Consider the following 16169-nt stretch of genomic DNA (forward strand, 5'->3'; position numbering starts at 1 on the left):
CGGGCTATCCCGCGGCCGGTCGGAGCGCGCCGACCAGGTAGATGCCGCCCATCACGATGAGCAGGGCGCCGGCGAGCCCTTGAGTCCAGCGCGGGTTGATGCGCGAGTTGACCGCCTCGGCCAGCGCGACGGCGATCAGCGTGCTAAGCACCAGGGCGGCGGACGCGCCGATGAACACCGATATGCGGCTCTTGCCGGCGGCGCCGAGCGTGAAGACCGCGATCTGCGTCTTGTCGCCGAGCTCGGCCAGGAACACCGTCCAGAAGGTCGCCAGAAGGACTTTCAGATCCATGGCCAAGATAAAGCACGCTCCCTCCGCGAAGTCTCCTCCGTCGTACAGCGCCGGAGCGCAGTCGGCGGGCTGAGCGGCGCGCGGGGTGAGCGGGCTCTCGGCTGGACCGGCTGCGCGGCGCGAACGCAGAGGAGCGGATTCAGGAGGGGGCGAGAGCATTCCGCCGGAGAGCGAATGTTTCTCGTAGCGCACCTCGCCTCGGACATCTTCTTGCGACGTGAGCGTTTCGGCGCGCTGTCGTGCTCGTGGCGCCTCCGTCGACCCCGACGTAAAGCGGCGATGTCTCACGATGGCTCGGGATTCGATTGAACCTTGGTGGCCTCGCGCGTACCCTTCTGTTCCGGATCGTAAGCCCCGGAAGCAGAGGGGAACACGTTGATGGCGCGATGGCAATTTTCTGTATGGATTGGCCTGTTTATTGCATCGCTCGCCCTGTCTCCCGGCTGCAGCTGCGGCAGCGATGATGTGACGGTGACCGGGCCTGGGTCTGGCGGCGGGGGGTTTGGGGGCGCTGGTGGCGCGGGAGCTGGCCCGCAGGTGGCTTCGAACGGCGGGGGCGGGGAGGGGGGGACCGAGGTCGCGGACCAGGGTGTCGCTGCGAGCGATGTGGTCAGCGCGGGCAAGGTCGTGAGCAGTCCGAGCTACCGCATGGTCTTCACGCTCGGTCAGCCGACCCAGAATCAGGGAAAGACGACCTCGCCGAGCTACCGCATGCAGGGCGGGCTGGCTGGGGCGAACGGGAGCTTGCCATGAACGGGATGGGACGGCGTGTCCTCGCGATTTGTGTCCTCCTCGCCGCCTCGGTCGGCGTCGTGCGCGGCGCGTCCGCCGCGGTGCCGACGCAGATCACGCACCAGGGTCGGCTCTTCACGGCGAACGGAGAGCCGGTCAATGACGCGCTCCTTGTGACGTTCGCCGTCTACGGTGCCGAGGCGCCCGAGGACGACGATTCACCTGTCTGGAGCGAGACGCTCTCGATCTCCTTCGATGACGGCTATTTCTCCACGGTGCTCGAGTTCACCGAGGCGCAGGCCGCGAAGGTCTTCGACGGCTCGGTCCGCTACCTTGGAGTCACGGTCGCGAACGATCGGGAGATGGAGCCTCGCACGCCGATCGGGAGCGTTCCGTACGCGATGGTCGCGAACAATGCTGTTGGTGAGATCACGCCGAAGCTGGTGAAGATCGGTGACAAGGTCATCATCGACGAGAGCGGCAACTGGGTCGGCAACCCGAGCGGGATCGCGGGGCCGCCGGGGCCTCCTGGGTCCCAGGGTCCAGCGGGTCTGCCTGGCGAGATGGGTCCTGCGGGTCCCCCGGGGCCGCCGGGCCCTCCTGGGCCCGATGGGCCGATGGGCCCGGCGGGTCTATCTGGCGACAGGGGTCCTGAGGGCCCCCAGGGGCCTCCCGGGCCGGAGGGCCCGCAGGGGCCGGTCGGTCCGTCGGGTGTGCTCGCGACGTTCACGCTCGCGGGCAATGTTGCCCCCTCTTTTGATGGCGGCAGCGCCGCGTATGTCTTCGTCGGTCCTGCGGGGTCGGTGACCATCACCGGCAGCCAGCGTGTGACCGGATCGGCCTCTGCGATACTCGGGCTGGGGCCGTCCAGCGCTCCGTTCGTCACCCCGGTCGGCCTCTGCTACCAGGGGCGTGACGGCACCGGCGAGATCGTCAACTTCCTCGGAAACCGCTTTGCGTTCCACTATTTCACGCCGACCCCCACAACCTACTCTGTCTCTGGCACGACCGTGCTGCCCGAGGGGTCGTGGAATATCGGCATGTGCCTCCGCAATGAGGGGACCACGATCCTTGGATCGCGCTCGACGACCGCCGGCAGCATGCTGAACGGCTGGTTCATCGTCACGAACGACTGAGGGCGAGTCTCTCGCGCTCGACCTCGCCCTTGAGTCCGCGACAACGATAGGATCGAGGCGCTTCAGAGCCCGCCGTATCGAGGAGCTCCGGAGTGGTGAGCCCGGCGAGCCTCGGAGCCAGCCATATCGAGGAGCTCCAGAAAACGGGAGGCCCGGTGAGCCCCCGCGCCGCGGGACGAACAGGGGCTCACCGGGCCGGGCATCTCGGCAAGAGCCCGTCAGCGCAGCGCCACCGGGCTCCGCGCGATGTACTCGTCGTAGGCGAGCGTCCGCAGATCCTTGATGTCCTTCGCGCGCATCGCCCCGATGACCGCGCGCGCGAGCTGGAGATCCGTGATGAGCGGGATGTTCGCGTCGACCGCCCGCCGCCGGATCAGGTACCCGTCCGGGCGCCCGAGCTGGTCGTACTCGCGGGGGATGTTGATCACGAGATCCACCTTCCCCTGCTCGATTGCGCTCATCGCCGTCTCCCCCTCGTCCGGCTTCTTCGCGAGGCTCGTGCACGCGAGCCCGAGCGCCCGGAGCGCCTCGGCCGTGCCCGGCGTCGCGAAGATGGGGAGCTTCAGGTGCTCGGCGATGACGCGCGCCTCGTCCGCGAACCAGTACTTGTCCTCGAGCGGGCCGAGCGACAGCAAGACGCCCTTCTTGGGGAACCGGAAGCCGGTCGCGAGCAGCGCGTGCAGGAGCGCCTCGTGCATGTCGTCCCCGAAGCAGCCGACCTCGCCGGTGCTCGCCATCTCCACGCCGAGCATCGGATCGGCCCCCACGAGGCGCGAGAACGAGAACATCGGCGCCTTCACGGCGACGTAATCGAGGTCGAGCCCGCGGTTCTCGACCGGCTGCGACACGCCGAGCATCCGGCGCATCGCCTCGCGGACGAAGTTGTTCCCCGTCACCTTGGACACGAACGGGAAGCTCCGCGACGCGCGCAGGTTGCACTCGATGACCTTCACCGTGTTGTGCTTGGCCAGGAACTGCATGTTGAACGGCCCGGTGATCGAGAGCGACCGCGCCACCTGCTGGGCGATCTGCTTGATCCTGCGGATCGTCGCGATGTAGAGCGACTGCGGGGGCAGCACGAGCGTCGCGTCGCCGCTGTGGACGCCGGCGTTCTCGACGTGCTCGCTGATCGCCCAGAGGACGAGCTCCCCCCGGTCGGCGACCGCGTCGATCTCCACCTCGCGGGCGTGGGTCTCGAACTTCGAGACCACCACGGGGTAGATGGGCGAGACGGCCTTGGCCCGGGCGAGGATGCGATCGAGCTCGTTGGGCTCGTGCGCCACGCTCATGGCCGCGCCGCTCAGCACGTAGCTCGGGCGCACGAGGACGGGGAAGCCGCCGAGCTTCTTCACGATCTCGCCCGCCTCGGCCGCGTCGACGACGTGGGCCCAGCGCGGCTGATCGATCTCCAGCCGGTCGAGCAGATCGCTGAATTTCTTCCGGTTCTCGGCGGTGTCGATGCTCCCCGGGCTCGTGCCGAGGATGCGCACCCCCGCCTCGTGCAGCCGGAGCGCCAGGTTGTTCGGGACCTGCCCGCCCATGCTGACCACGATGCCGTACGGCTGCTCCCGCTCGTAGATGTCGAGCACCGTCTCGAAGCTGATCTCGTCGAAGACCAGCTTGTCGCACGTGTCGTAGTCGGTGCTGACCGTCTCCGGGTTGTAGTTCAGCATCATGGTCTCGTAGCCGAGCTCCGAGGCCGCGCGGATCGCGTTGACGCAGCACCAGTCGAACTCGACGCTCGATCCGATGCGATACGCGCCGGAGCCGAGCACCATGATCTTCTTCCGCCAGGACGGCGCTACGTCCGTGGCCGACGCGTGATAGCTCGAATAGAGGTAGTTCGTCTCGGCGGGGAACTCGGCCGCGAGCGTGTCGATCTGGGCGAGGTGCGGCACGACCCCGTGCCGCTTCCTGAGCTCACGGATCGAGCCGCGCGCGGCGCCCGTCAGCGTGCCGATCATCCGGTCGCTGAAGCCGAGCTGCTTCGCGTCCCGCAGGATCGCCTCGTCGATCGCGGGCTCCTGCACGGGCGCGGTCCTGTCGGCCTGCGCCGGGACGGGGACCTTGAGCGCCCTGAGGTCCTTGTGCATCCGCACGACGGGCTCGATCTGGTGCAGGAACCACCGGTCGATCTTGGTGAGATCGTGGATCTCGTCGACCGACATCCCCTCCTGCAGCGCGCGGGCGACCGCGAAGATCCGGAGCGGGGTCGCGTTCTGCAGCTCGTCGCGGAGGTCCGTGAAGGTGAACGCCTCGGGGTCGAGCCCCTTCACCCCGATGTCGAGCATCCGGAGCGCCTTCTGGATGACCTCGGGGAACGTCCTGCCGATGGCCATGACCTCGCCGACGCTCTTCATCTCGCTGCCGATCCGCATCGAGGCGCCGCGGAACTTGCCGAGATCCCAGCGCGGGGCCTTGCAGACGAGGTAATCGAGCGCCGGCTCGAAGAACGCTGTCGTCCTGCGGGTGATCGCGTTGGCGATCTCCGGCATCGTGTAGCCGATGGCGATCTTCGCGGCGACGTAGGCGAGCGGGTAACCCGTCGCCTTGCTGGCGAGCGCGCTCGACCGGGAGAGGCGCGCGTTCACCTCGATGACCCGGTAATCGGTGCTGTGCGGGTCGAGCGCATACTGGATGTTGCACTCGCCGACGATCCCGAGGTGGCGGATCGTCTTCAGCGCGACCGAGCGGAGGAGCTGGTACTCCTCGTCGTTCAGCGTCTGCGACGGGGCGACGACGATCGACTCCCCGGTATGGATCCCCATCGGATCGAGGTTCTCCATGTTGCAGACGGTGATGCAGTTGTCGCGTCCGTCGCGGACGACCTCGTATTCGATCTCCTTCCAGCCGCGGAGACACTCCTCGACGAGCACCTGGGGCACGCCGCCGGCGAAGCCGCGCCGCACGGCGTCATCGAGGTCACGCTCGCTCTCGACGATGCCGCTGCCCTTGCCCCCGAGCGCGTAGCCGCCGCGGAGCATGACCGGGAACCCGATCTCGCGCGCCGCGGCCGCGGCCTCGGCCGGCGTGCGGCAGGCGCGGCTCCGGGCCGTCTTCACGCCGATCTCGTCGAGGCGATCGATGAAGAGCCGCCGGTCCTCGGTGTCGCGGATGGACTTGATCGGCGTGCCGAGCACCCGCACGCCGTACTTGTCGAGGATCCCGGTGTCGTGGAGCTCGAGCCCGCAGTTGAGCGCCGTCTGTCCGCCGAAGGAGAGGGCGATCGCGTCGACCTCCTCCTTGACGATGATCCGCTCGACGAACTCCGGGGTGACCGCGCAGAGGTGGATACGGTCGGCGAGCCCCTCGCTCGTCTGGATGGTGGCGATGTTCGGGTTCACGAGGACGGTGGCGATCCCCTCTTCCTTGAGGGCCTTGATCGCCTGCGACCCCGAGTAGTCGAACTCGCCGGCCTGACCGATCTGCAGCGCGCCGGAGCCGAGCACGAGGACGCGCCGGGGTTTCTTGGGGAGGTAGGCGCCGTACATGGCTCAGCTCTTTCCTGCGGTGGGGGTGGGGCGGGGATCCGCGCCGGCGGTCCCTGCGGCTTTGAATCGCGCGTCGGCGGACCCCTTCATCGCGCCGCAGAGGCGCAGGAAGTCGTCGAACAGGTAGCCCGCGTCCTCTGGCCCGGGCGTCGCCTCGGGGTGGAACTGGACGCTGAAGAAGGGGCGCAGCCGCGAGCGGATGCCCTCGTTCGTGCCGTCGTTGATGTTGACGAACCAGGGCTCCCACTCGGCGGGGAGCGACTCGTGCTTCACCGCGTACCCGTGGTTCTGGCTCGTGACGTAGCAGCGGCGGCTCAGGAGGTCCTGCACCGGCTGGTTCACGCCGCGGTGGCCGTACGGCAGCTTGTAGGTGTCCCCGCCGGCGGCCAGCGCCAGGATCTGGTTGCCGAGGCAGATGCCGAAGATCGGCTTCGTGTACGTGTCGAGCAGGCCGCGCACCGCGGCGACCAGCTGGCCGAGGTCCTTCGGGTCGCCGGGTCCGTTGCCGATGAGGATGCCGTCGGCGCGCTCGGCGAGCTCGGCGATGTTCGCGTGGTAGGGGGCGCGGACGACGGTGACCCCGCGCTGGAGGAGCGAGCGGACGATGTTGTCCTTCGCGCCCGCGTCGATGAGGAGCACCTTCATGGGACCGCCCTCGTACGTGATCGGCTCGCGGGGCACCACGAGGCGGAACACGTCGCGCATGTCCACGGCCTCGGCCGAGCGCTTCACTCGCTCCAGGTCCATCTCGGCCGGGAACAGCCAGCCCTTCATGGTGCCGGCCTCCCGGAGCCGCCGCGTCAGCGTGCGCGTGTCGATCCCCGTGATCGCCGGGATGCCCTCGCTCGCGAGCCAGGCGCCGAGGGAGCGGACCGCGGCCTGGTGGCTGTAGCGCTCCACGTAGCTCTGGACCACGAGCCCCTGCAGCTGGATCCGGTCGGCCTCGTAGGGCCCGTCGACGCTGCCTGCCTGCCGCGGCGCGGGCACGCCGTAGTTGCCCACGAGCGGGTACGTGATCGCGAGGATTTGGCCTCTGTACGAGGGATCCGTGAGCGTCTCGACGTACCCCGTCATGCCGGTGTTGAAGACGACCTCGCCGCTCACCGCGCGCGGGGCGCCGAAGCACCGGCCCGTCATGGTCGTGCCGTCTTCGAGTACGAGCTTCATCCGATTCGCATCCATCCTCTTTGACCGCCTGGGCCGCCGCGGCGCGGACCCTTACGCAGGAGGGGCCGCGAGCGCGTGCCGCGCCGTGGGCCCATGGGGTACCAGGTCCGCGCGCGTTCCGCGCGGCGGGCCGGCATCATGCTCGAGGCTGGGCGTCCAAGCACCTCCGGTCGCCGGAGCCTCCAGCTCCGGCATTCCATCGAGGTGGGCATGACGCCCGGCGTCCCGTTCTTCCACATGCCGGGAACGCCCATTTGCCGTCCCCTCGCTCCACGTCAACCAGGAACTTTCGCCTGAGGCTCCCCGGCCGTTTCCTGAGCGCTTTTCGCCGCTCTTCGTGAACCGCCGGGCTGCGCGCCCCCGCCTAGGGGGCCTGCGCGCGCTCGACGTAGGCCCGCTCGAGGACGAGCACATCCATCCTCGTCCGGACGAAGCAGTCGAGCGCCTCCTTCGGGGTGCAAACGATGGGCTCGCTCGCGTTGAACGAGGTGTTCAGGAGGACCGGCGTGCCGGTCAGCCGGCCGAACTCGAGGAGGAGCGCGTGGTAGCGCGGGTTCTCCTGGGCGGTGACCGTCTGCGGGCGGCCCGTGCCGTCGACGTGCATCACGGCGGGGATCTCGGCGCGGCGCTCGGGCTTGAGCTTGTAGACCTTGACCATGAACGGGTCCGGCGAGGTCTGCTCGAAGTAGTCGCCCACGCGCTCCAGCGGGAGCGCCGGCGCGAACGGGCGGAACATCTCGCGGCGCTTGATCCGCTCGTTCATGACGTCCTTCATGTCCGGCCGCCGCGGGTCGCAGAGGATGCTGCGGTTGCCGAGCGCGCGGGGGCCGTACTCCATCCGCCCCTGGAACCAGCCGACCACCTTGCCCTCGCTGATCGCCCTGGCGACGCGGGGGATCAGGTCCTCGTCGGGGAGCGTCTCGAACGCGACCTGCTCCTTGCGGAGCACCTCCTCGATCGCCTCCTGCGAGAAGGCCGGGCCGAAGTAGCTGTGCGTCTGGTGGAAGGCGCGCGGGTTGCCGAGCTTGTGGTGGTGGACGTAGAGCGCCGCCCCGAACGACGTGCCCGCGTCGCCGGCCGCGGGCTGGATGAAGACGTCGTCGAACAGCCCCTTCGGCCGGATCTTCCCGGCGGCCACGCTGTTGAACGCGCAGCCGCCCGCGAGGGCGAGGCGCGGCGAGCCGGTGAGGTGCTTCGCCGTCGCGAGCAGCTCGAAGTAGACCTCCTCGAACACCGCCTGCGCCGAGGCGGCGACCGCCTTGAAGCGGTCCTCCACCTGGCTCTTCGGGCTGCGCGCGGGGCCGAGCAGATCGATCAGGCGCTCGGAGTGGATGGCGCCGTAGCGGGGCTCGCCCTCCCAGGTCATGGAGATGCCCTTCGTGTGGTGCTGGAAGTACTCGAGCCCGAGCTCGAAGGCCCCGTCCTTGATGCGCACCACCTGCCGGAGCTTGTCGAGCAGCTCCGGCTGACCGTAGGCCGCGAGCCCCATGACCTTGTACTCGTCGCCGAACTTCGGGAAGCCGAGGTACTGCGTCAGGCCCGAGTAGAACAGCCCGAGCGAGTGGGGGAAGCCGACGCGCCGGAGGATCTCCAGCTTGTTGCCGCGGCCGCGCGCCCACATCGTGCTCACGAAGTCGCCGAAGCCGTCGATCGACACGACGGCCGCCTCGTCGAAGCCCGAGGGGAAGAACGCGGAGGCGAGGTGCGCGCGGTGGTGCTCGACGTTGTGCGGCTCGGCGCGGATGCGCTTCGGGTCGATGCCGAGCGCGGCGCCGAGGTGCACCTTCGGGTCGCTCGCGCTGAGCGAGCCCTTGAGGAGCCCGGCCGGCGAGCGCCGCGTCAGCGCGTAGAGCAGCTTGTCGCCGAGGTGCGCCCGCGTGTCGCGCCCGATCGCGATGTGATCGATGTCCTCGACCCGCGCGCCGGCGGCGCTGAGGCAGTACTCGACCGCGAGCCGCGGGAAGCCCGCGCAGTGCTTGATCCTGCTGAACCGCTCCTCCTCCGCCGCCGCGACGAGCTGTCCGTCGACGAGCAGCGCGGCCGACGCGTCACCGTGATAGGCGTTGATCCCGAGGATGAGCATGTTTCAGCCATCTTCCGGCGCCCCTGCGCGAGGGTCAAGGCGCGCTCGCCGCGCGGGGGCGCGACAAAAAAGCACGGGATCGTAGGCAAAACCGGCCGCCGCTGGCCAACGCGACGCGGTCGCGCGCCGCCATGCGAACACGCATTCGCACGGCGCGCGCGATCAGATCTCGGCGAGGCGGATGGCCTCGAGGCGATCGCCCTCGTCGATGCGCTCCTGATCGGCCGGCACGAGGACGAGCGCCTCGGCCTCGGCGAAGCTCGTGACCGCGCCCGAGGCCTGGTTCGCGGCGATGCGCGCGACGAGCTCGCCGCTCGAGATCTCGAGGCGGGCGCGGAGGAACTCGGCGCGCCCGGGCTGGCGCCGCAGCGCGCCGGCCGCGCGGACGATCACGCGGGGCGGCAGCGGCGCGGCGTCGCCCTGGAGCGCGCGCAGGAGCGGCACGCCGAAGAGGACGAAGGTGAGCGAGGCGGAGGCCGGGTTGCCCGGCAGGCCGATCACGTGCACGACGCCGCTCCGCGAGAGCTCGGCGCGCCCCACGGCGAGCGGCTTCCCCGGCTTGATGGCGACGCGCCAGAAGTCGAGCGTCACGCCCGCGGCCTCGAGGGCGGGGCGGACCACGTCGTGGTCGCCGACGCTCACGCCCCCGACGGTCACCACAAGGTCCGACCCGCGCAGCGCCGTCGACACCGCCTCGGCGGCGCGCGCCGCGTCGTCGGGGACGAAGGGCGCGACGCGGACCGCCGCGCCCGCTGCGCGCGCGGTCGCGGCGATGAAGTAGCTGTTCGACTCCGCGACCGTGCCGGCGGGGCCGGGCGAGCCGGGCCCGCGCAGCTCGTCGCCGGAGCACAGCAACGTGACCACGGGGCGGCGCGCGACGAGGACGCTCGGTCGATCGAGCGCCGCCGCGAGCGCCACCTTCCCCGGCGTGAGGCGCGCTCCGCTGCGCAGCGCGACGGCGCCCTCCGCGAGGTCCGCGCCCCGGCGTCGCACCCAGGCGCCGGCGCGCGGCGCCTCCTTCAGGGTGATCTCGTCGCCGCTCCGCTCTGCGTCCTCCTGCGGCACGATCGCGTCCGAGCCGGGCGGCAGCCGCGCGCCCGTGAAGATCCGGCACGCCGTGCCCGGCTGGAGCGATGGCAGCGGCCGGCCGGCAGCGCTCTCGCCGCGCACGGGGAGCCTGAAGGGCCCGCCGCCCGTGAGGTCGGCCAATGCGACGGCGTAGCCGTCCATCGCGCTGTAATCGAAGGCGGGCATCGCGTCGGCCGCCGCGATGTCCTCGGCGAGCACGCGCCCGGCCGCGTCGTCGAGCGGCACCCGCTCCGGGCCGACCGGGACCGCGGCCGAGAGCAGCCGCGCGAGCGCCTCTTCGAAGGGGATCATCCGCGCTGCTCCTTGTCCTGGGTGCTGTCTTTTGTGTGCTGCGTGTGCCGGTGGTGATGGCCGCCCTTGCCCGACGCGAGCGCGACCGCGTGCGCGAGGACAGGGCCGATGAGCTGCGTGACGGCGAGCTCCACCGCCTTCGGGCTGCCCGGGAGCGCGATCACCACGAGCCCTCGCGCGACGCCCGCGGCGGCGCGCGACAGGATCGCGTTCGGCCCGATGGCGTCCCAGCTCAGGCGCCGGAACGCCTCGCCGAAGCCGTCGAGCGTCTTCTCGAAGAGCGGCGCGAGCGCCTCGACGGTCCGGTCGCGCGGCGCGATCCCGGTCCCGCCCGTCGTGACGATCGCGTCGGCCGCACCTGCGCTTGCGATCTGCTCGATCGCCGCTCGCAGCAGCTCCGGCTCCTCGCGGACGACGGCGTGGGACGTCACGGCGAAGCCGGCCTTCTCGAGGAGCTCGCCGAGGAGCTGTCCGCCCTCGTCGTCGTCGAGGGTGCGGGTGTCACTGAGCGTCAGCGTGGCGACGCGCACGGGGGAGCGGCTCATGCGGCAGATTTACGCCTCTCCCTGGCGAATGGCGAACTCTTGATGACGCCGGCGTGGTCATCGTGGTCATCTCGGGGGGCCTGCCCGCGAACGCCGCGGCCGCCCGAGCGCGGGCGGCCCTCGAGCCCCCGTCCGCCGGCGCCGCGCGGAGCGCGCGTCGTCGGCCATCGGTCGTCGAGTCGTCGACGCCGCGCGCGCGCCGTTGCCCTGTGTCGCTCCGGTGTCGTTGACGGCGGATGGCTTTCGCATCGCCGCTGCGCTAGGGGGAGCGGCGTGTCCGGCCCCCTGATCCCTTACATCGATCTCCCCGAGATCCCGCTGTCGTTCCTCGAGCACATCCCGCTCGTGGGCCAGCTCATCGATCCGGCGAAGCCGCCGTCGATCAAGCCGTTCGGCACGCTTGTGGCGCTCGGCGTCTACATCGGCGCCGTGGTCGCCACGCGGCACGCGCGCGAGCGGAAGCTGGACGAGAAGAAGATGAGCGAGTTCATCTTCTGGGTCGTGGCGGCCGGCTTCATCGGCGGGCACGTCTTCGATGCGATCTTCTATCACCCGCAGCGGGTCGCCCGCGATCCTCTCTACCTCTTCGCGCTCTGGGACGGCCTGTCGAGCTTCGGCGGCTTCACCGGCGCGCTGATCGGCGCCGCCTCCTGGCGCTTTTATCGCCGCGAGAAGATCCTGCCTTACTGCGAGGTCGTCAGCAGCGCGTTCCCGCTCGCGTGGGTCTTCGGGCGCGCCGGCTGCGCGTCGGTCCACGATCACCCGGGCCGCCTCTCCGACGCGTGGTTCGCGGTCCAATACCCGCTCGGGAGCGGTCACGTCGGCCGGTTCGATCTCGGCCTCTACGAGTGCCTGCTCACGATCCCCCTCGCGATCGCGTTCGCGGTGCTCTGGCGCCGGAATCCCCATCGTCCTCTCGGGTTCTACATCGGGATCATGTGCACCGCGTACGCGCCGGTGCGGTTCGGGCTCGACTTTCTGCGCGAGCGGGAGGGCACGCTCGTCGGCGGCGATCCGCGCTACGGCGGCCTCACCCCCGCGCAGTGGGCCTGCTTCGGTCTGCTCGCGGTGGGCATCTATTTCCTGCGCATGGCGGCGCGCGGCGAGCCGTCGAGCGCCGGGGTGGGCCCGCTCAACGGCGCTCCGCGCGTCGCGGACGATGACGCGTCCGACGACGACGAAGGGGACGATGAGGGCGACGAAACCGAGGAGCCCCGGGCGTCGCGCGCCCGGGTCAATCGGTAATCCCCCCGAGCCGCGCCCTGCGGCCCTCGTGCGCCCCGGCTGTCGAACCCTTCCTCCGGCGCTTCCATGCTGCAGCAGAGGCGGCGAATGGCGCCCTCGCAGGGCCCGTCGTCCAGGCGGCCCTTGGCTTCCTGGAAAGGCGCATCGGGGCCCACGCGTCTCGCTGTACCGCAAAAATTCATTGTATTTCAACTACTTGCGCGCCGTCGTCCGGTCGTGTCGGACAGAACGAGATCGCGCGATCCCCTCATGATGCGGCCAGCCCTGGGCGACGTGGCCCTCCCGAGCGCTGCTCTTCCCGACGCTGATGTCCGGCGCCGCCCGCCGGTGACGGGGGGTGGGCGGCGCGGCTGCCCGGTCCGCCGGAGCTGTGCCTCTGGCGTTGGGGGGGCCCGGGACCGCTCCTTACGGGCCTGCTTTTGGCTCGCTCGCCCGTGGCGGGTCCCTTGACGCGCCAGGGGCGCTAGATATCGTGGGGTGGAGTTTGCACCAGAGGGTCGGCCCGCCGACCTTCGCTCGATTGAGCTCGGTTGCCCCTTCCGCCGAAGGCGGGGTCGATCGAGGCGCGCTCGCGAAACGCTCCGCATCATCGACATCGATCACGGAGCGAGTGGACCAAATAAGAGGGAACGCAGGGGCCAACCCCAGGTTTTTCTACAATGGCTGAAGATTCGCGTAAGTTGTTCGTGGCGGGCTTGCCCGACTCCATCACCGAAGACGTTTTGCGGCAGCTCTTCGAGGCCACCGGCGGCAACGTCGTCGAGGTCAGTCTTCCGAAAGATCGTGCGACAGGTCGTCCGCGCGGCTTCGGCTTCGTCACGCTCTCGACAACCGGCGAAGCCAACGCCGCGCGCGAGTCGCTCGACGGGTCCTTTCAGGGCGGCAAGTCCATCTCGGTCCGCCCCTTCCAGGCCGAGCCCCCGCGGCGCGAGGGGCGCCCGATGGGCCCCGGCGGCGGCCCGGGCGTCGGTGGTGGTCTCGGCGGCGGCGGTGCGGGCCTCGGGCCGGCCGGAGCGCCCGATCGGACCCTCTACGTCGGCAATCTCCCCTATGACGCGAGCGTCGAGGAGGTCGAGGGGCTGATCGGCTCGACGGGCGCGGGGCCGGTGGTGCGGGTCCACCTGCCCATGGACCCTGATGGTCGCAAGCGCGGGTTCGGCTTCGTAACGATGGCCAGCGCCGAGGCGGCGCGGGGGGCGATCGATGCGCTGCGCGGTGTGGACGTGCGTGGCCGGCGCCTCGTCGTCAACCTCGCTCATCCGAAGGGCGAGCGCCCCGAGCGCGAGCAGCGCCCCGGCGGCTTCGGCGGCGGCGGCTTCCCCGGCGGTGGCGGCGGCGGTGGCTTCCCCGGCGGCGGCGGTGGCTTCCCCGGCGGCGGCGGCGGTGGTGGCGGCGGCGGCTTCGCGGGCGGCCCTGGCGGCGGCGCGCCTCCGCCTCCTGCGCGCAAGACGTTCGACGATCGCCGGCGGCGCGGCGCACACGACGGCGACGGCCCTCCCGGTGCTGGTGGCGGTGCCGCCGGCGGTGCCGGCCGTCGCAGCAACAACAAGAACTGGGATCGCGGCCGCACGGGTGACGACTGGGACGACGAATGAGCTCTCCCGGTTGACAACTGCACCATTTCTCGTAGGGTAGGCGCCCTCCAGACGGGCGGTCGGGCGTCGCTGAGCCCGCTCACGTCCACTGGTCCCCTGCCGGTTGCGGTGCCAGCGCTCCCGTGCTGCCCGCGCCTAGGTTCAACCAGGGCCGTCTGTGAAACAGATCGGCCCTGTCTTCGGAGATCTCCGATGCGCGACATCATCAAGCTGACGTGCGGTACCTGCGGCCGCGCGAACTACCACACGACGAAGAACAAGCGGACGATGACGGAGAAGTTCGTCATCAAGAAGTTTTGCCCCACCGAGCGCAAGCACACCGAGCACAAAGAAGGCAAGATCTCGAAGGGCTAGGCCCCGCTGCACTGCTGGCTGCTGCCGCCGGGCCCGCTCTTTCGGGCCTCGGGTCTGGCTCCTGCGCCCTCGCGGTGCTCGGCTTAACCTTGTCCATTTCTAGGGCGAAGCGATGATCTTCGACTGGCTCTTCGGCCTGTTCTCGAACGATCTCGCGATCGATCTCGGCACCGCCACCACCCTCATCTACGTGAAGGGCAAGGGGATCGTCTCATGCGAGCCCTCGGTGGTCGCCGTCCAGCGCGATGCTCGCGGCGGCAAGAAGGTGCTCGCCGTCGGCCGCGAGGCGAAGGAGATGCTCGGGCGCACCCCGGGCAACATCCAGGCGGTGAGACCGCTGCGCGACGGCGTCATCGCCGACTTCGAGATCACCGAGGCGATGCTCCGGTACTTCATCGCGCGCGCGCACACCCGCCGCACGCTCGTCAAGCCGCGCATCATCATCTGCGTCCCCTTCGGGATCACCGAGGTCGAGAAGCGGGCGGTGAAGGAGAGCGCCGAGGGCGCCGGCGCGCGCGAGGTCTACCTGATCGAGGAGCCGATGGCGGCGGCGATCGGCGCCGGGCTGCCGATCACCGAGCCCAGCGGCAACATGGTCGTCGACATCGGCGGCGGCACGACCGAGGTCGCCGTCATCTCCCTCGCCGGCATCGTCTACTCGCAGAGCGTTCGCGTCGGCGGCGACAAGATGGACGAGTCGATCATGGCCTACATGAAGCGCAAGTACAACATGGCCATCGGCGAGCAGACCGCGGAGCGCATCAAGATCACGGTCGGCAACGCGTACCCGCTCGAGCAGCAGCTCACGATGGAGGTCAAGGGGCGCGACATGGTCGCGGGCATCCCCAAGACGGTCGTCGTCAACTCGGACGAGATCCGCGACTCGCTGAGCGAGCCGACGAACGCCATCGTGGACGCCGTGCTCATCGCGCTGGAGCGCACGCCGCCGGAGCTCGCCGCCGACATCGTCGACAAGGGCATCGTGCTCACCGGCGGCGGCTCGCTCCTCAAGAACCTCGACGTGCTCCTCCGCGAGGAGACGGGGCTGCCCGTGATGGTGTGCGACGACCCGATCAGCGCCGTGGTGCTCGGCAGCGGCAAGGCGCTGGATCACCTCGAGCTCTTGAAAGAGGTCACGATCAGCTGACGACTGGTCTCGTGCTCCGCCCGTGAGCTTGCCGGCGGGGCTCTGCTGCTGCGGCGCGCGCCTCGCGGGGGCGGGCGCCGCGCGGCGACGACAGGGGTGGCCTCGCGGGTCGTCCCGTACTACCTGGGTCCGGGAGCCACGGTGAACCTGAAACGCTACCGCGACTTCGTGATCGTGCTGCTGGCGCTCGCGGTGCCGTTCTGGTTCCTGCGCGCCAGCATGCGCGACCCCAAGCACAACACGGGGGCCGACCGGATCATCATCGGCCTCGCGGCGCCGATCCAGTACGCGGCCGCGACCCTGGCGCGCGGCCTCTCGAACCTCTGGGGCGACTACATCTACCTGGTCGACGTCAAGGAGGACAACGCCAGGCAGGCCTCGCAGATCGCCCGCCTCCGCGAGCGGGTGCGGAAGCTCGAGGCGCTCGAGGAGGAGAACCGGCGCCTGCGCAGGCTGCTCGATCTGCGCCAGAGCCTCCGCACCGACGTGGTGAGCGCCCAGGTCGTCGGCAAGAGCACCAACGATTTCTTCCGCGTGGTGCGCGTCACCCTCGATCGCGAGGCGCGGGACATCGGCTCCAACCTGCCGGTCCTCTCCGCGGACGGCGTGGTCGGCACGACGCTGAAGAGCGCCGGCGACACGGTCGACGTGCGGCTCGTCGTCGACGGGGGCAGCGGCGTCGATGTGGTCGTCGAGCGGACCGGCGCGCGCGGCTTCGTCCGCGGCACGGGCGACGAGAGCAAGTACTCCTGCAGCGTGGAGTATGTGCAGCGCACCGACGAGATCGAGGTCGGCGACCTCCTCGTGACCAGCGGCGTCGGCCGGCGCTTTCCGAAGGGGATCCCGGTCGGGACCGTGACGCAGGTCATCCGCCGCGATTTCGGCATCTACCAGCAGGTCTACGTCGCCCCGGCCGTCGATTTCTCCCGGCTGGAGGAGGTGCTCATCGTGACGACGACGCCTCCGGAGGAGGCGCCGCCGCAGGCGCAGCGGAGGTGACGC

Annotated in this window: 13 protein-coding genes; 7 read left to right on the forward strand and 6 right to left on the reverse strand. The window is 70.2% G+C overall.

Going from position 1 to position 16169, the window contains the following annotated elements:
* Window positions 1-4 precede the first annotated feature (4 nt).
* Window positions 5-292: a TMEM165/GDT1 family protein gene (locus tag WMF28_RS11255; protein ID WP_437604242.1), complete on the reverse strand. Its 288-nt coding sequence runs from the start codon at window positions 290-292 to the stop codon at window positions 5-7.
* A gap of 537 nt (window positions 293-829) precedes the next feature.
* Between WMF28_RS11255 and WMF28_RS11260 the strand changes: the two genes are divergently transcribed.
* Both WMF28_RS11260 and WMF28_RS11265 read left to right on the forward strand, forming a co-directional pair.
* Window positions 830-1045 (forward strand): hypothetical protein, encoded by a 216-nt coding sequence (locus WMF28_RS11260; RefSeq protein ID WP_437602184.1) that lies wholly within the window; start codon window positions 830-832, stop codon window positions 1043-1045.
* On the forward strand, window positions 1042-2160 hold the full coding sequence (locus WMF28_RS11265) for a collagen-like protein (protein ID WP_437602185.1): 1119 nt from the start codon (window positions 1042-1044) through the stop codon (window positions 2158-2160). Before WMF28_RS11260 ends, WMF28_RS11265 begins: the two co-directional genes overlap by 4 nt.
* Before the next feature lie 218 nt (window positions 2161-2378).
* Here the strand turns inward: WMF28_RS11265 and carB are convergent, their stop codons facing one another.
* The 5 genes from carB to WMF28_RS11290 all read right to left on the reverse strand — a co-directional run bounded on the left by carB (window position 2379) and on the right by WMF28_RS11290 (window position 10826).
* Window positions 2379-5651, reverse strand: coding sequence for a carbamoyl-phosphate synthase (glutamine-hydrolyzing) large subunit (gene carB, locus WMF28_RS11270; RefSeq protein ID WP_437602186.1), 3273 nt, complete (start codon window positions 5649-5651; stop codon window positions 2379-2381).
* 3 nt (window positions 5652-5654) lie between these two features.
* Window positions 5655-6818 (reverse strand): glutamine-hydrolyzing carbamoyl-phosphate synthase small subunit, encoded by a 1164-nt coding sequence (gene carA, locus WMF28_RS11275; protein ID WP_437602187.1) that lies wholly within the window; start codon window positions 6816-6818, stop codon window positions 5655-5657.
* Between the two features lie 364 nt (window positions 6819-7182).
* A complete protein-coding gene (locus tag WMF28_RS11280) occupies window positions 7183-8901 on the reverse strand; it encodes a carbamoyltransferase family protein (RefSeq protein WP_437602188.1) in 1719 nt (572 codons plus the stop codon).
* A 162-nt stretch (window positions 8902-9063) separates the two neighbouring features.
* Window positions 9064-10281, reverse strand: coding sequence for a molybdopterin molybdotransferase MoeA (locus WMF28_RS11285; RefSeq protein ID WP_437602189.1), 1218 nt, complete (start codon window positions 10279-10281; stop codon window positions 9064-9066).
* Window positions 10278-10826 (reverse strand): MogA/MoaB family molybdenum cofactor biosynthesis protein, encoded by a 549-nt coding sequence (locus tag WMF28_RS11290; RefSeq protein WP_437602190.1) that lies wholly within the window; start codon window positions 10824-10826, stop codon window positions 10278-10280. The genes WMF28_RS11285 and WMF28_RS11290 overlap by 4 nt, the downstream gene beginning before the upstream one ends.
* A gap of 273 nt (window positions 10827-11099) precedes the next feature.
* Between WMF28_RS11290 and WMF28_RS11295 the strand changes: the two genes are divergently transcribed.
* The 5 genes from WMF28_RS11295 to mreC all read left to right on the forward strand — a co-directional run bounded on the left by WMF28_RS11295 (window position 11100) and on the right by mreC (window position 16166).
* On the forward strand, window positions 11100-12071 hold the full coding sequence (locus WMF28_RS11295; protein ID WP_437602191.1) for a prolipoprotein diacylglyceryl transferase: 972 nt from the start codon (window positions 11100-11102) through the stop codon (window positions 12069-12071).
* 659 nt (window positions 12072-12730) lie between these two features.
* On the forward strand, window positions 12731-13666 hold the full coding sequence (locus WMF28_RS11300) for an RNA recognition motif domain-containing protein (RefSeq protein WP_437602192.1): 936 nt from the start codon (window positions 12731-12733) through the stop codon (window positions 13664-13666).
* 192 nt (window positions 13667-13858) lie between these two features.
* Complete coding sequence (gene rpmG / locus WMF28_RS11305) at window positions 13859-14020, forward strand: 50S ribosomal protein L33 (protein ID WP_437489944.1); 162 nt, start codon at window positions 13859-13861, stop codon at window positions 14018-14020.
* Window positions 14021-14132: 112 nt separating this feature from the next.
* Window positions 14133-15167 carry a rod shape-determining protein gene (locus WMF28_RS11310; protein ID WP_061608178.1) on the forward strand — a complete coding sequence of 345 codons (1035 nt, stop codon included), beginning with the start codon at window positions 14133-14135 and terminating at the stop codon, window positions 15165-15167.
* Between the two features lie 141 nt (window positions 15168-15308).
* Window positions 15309-16166 (forward strand): rod shape-determining protein MreC, encoded by an 858-nt coding sequence (mreC, locus tag WMF28_RS11315; protein WP_437602193.1) that lies wholly within the window; start codon window positions 15309-15311, stop codon window positions 16164-16166.
* Window positions 16167-16169 lie beyond the last annotated feature (3 nt).

Origin of the sequence: Sorangium sp. So ce590 (genome assembly GCF_051521365.1) — a bacterium.
Lineage (GTDB): Bacteria > Myxococcota_A > Polyangia > Polyangiales > Polyangiaceae > Sorangium.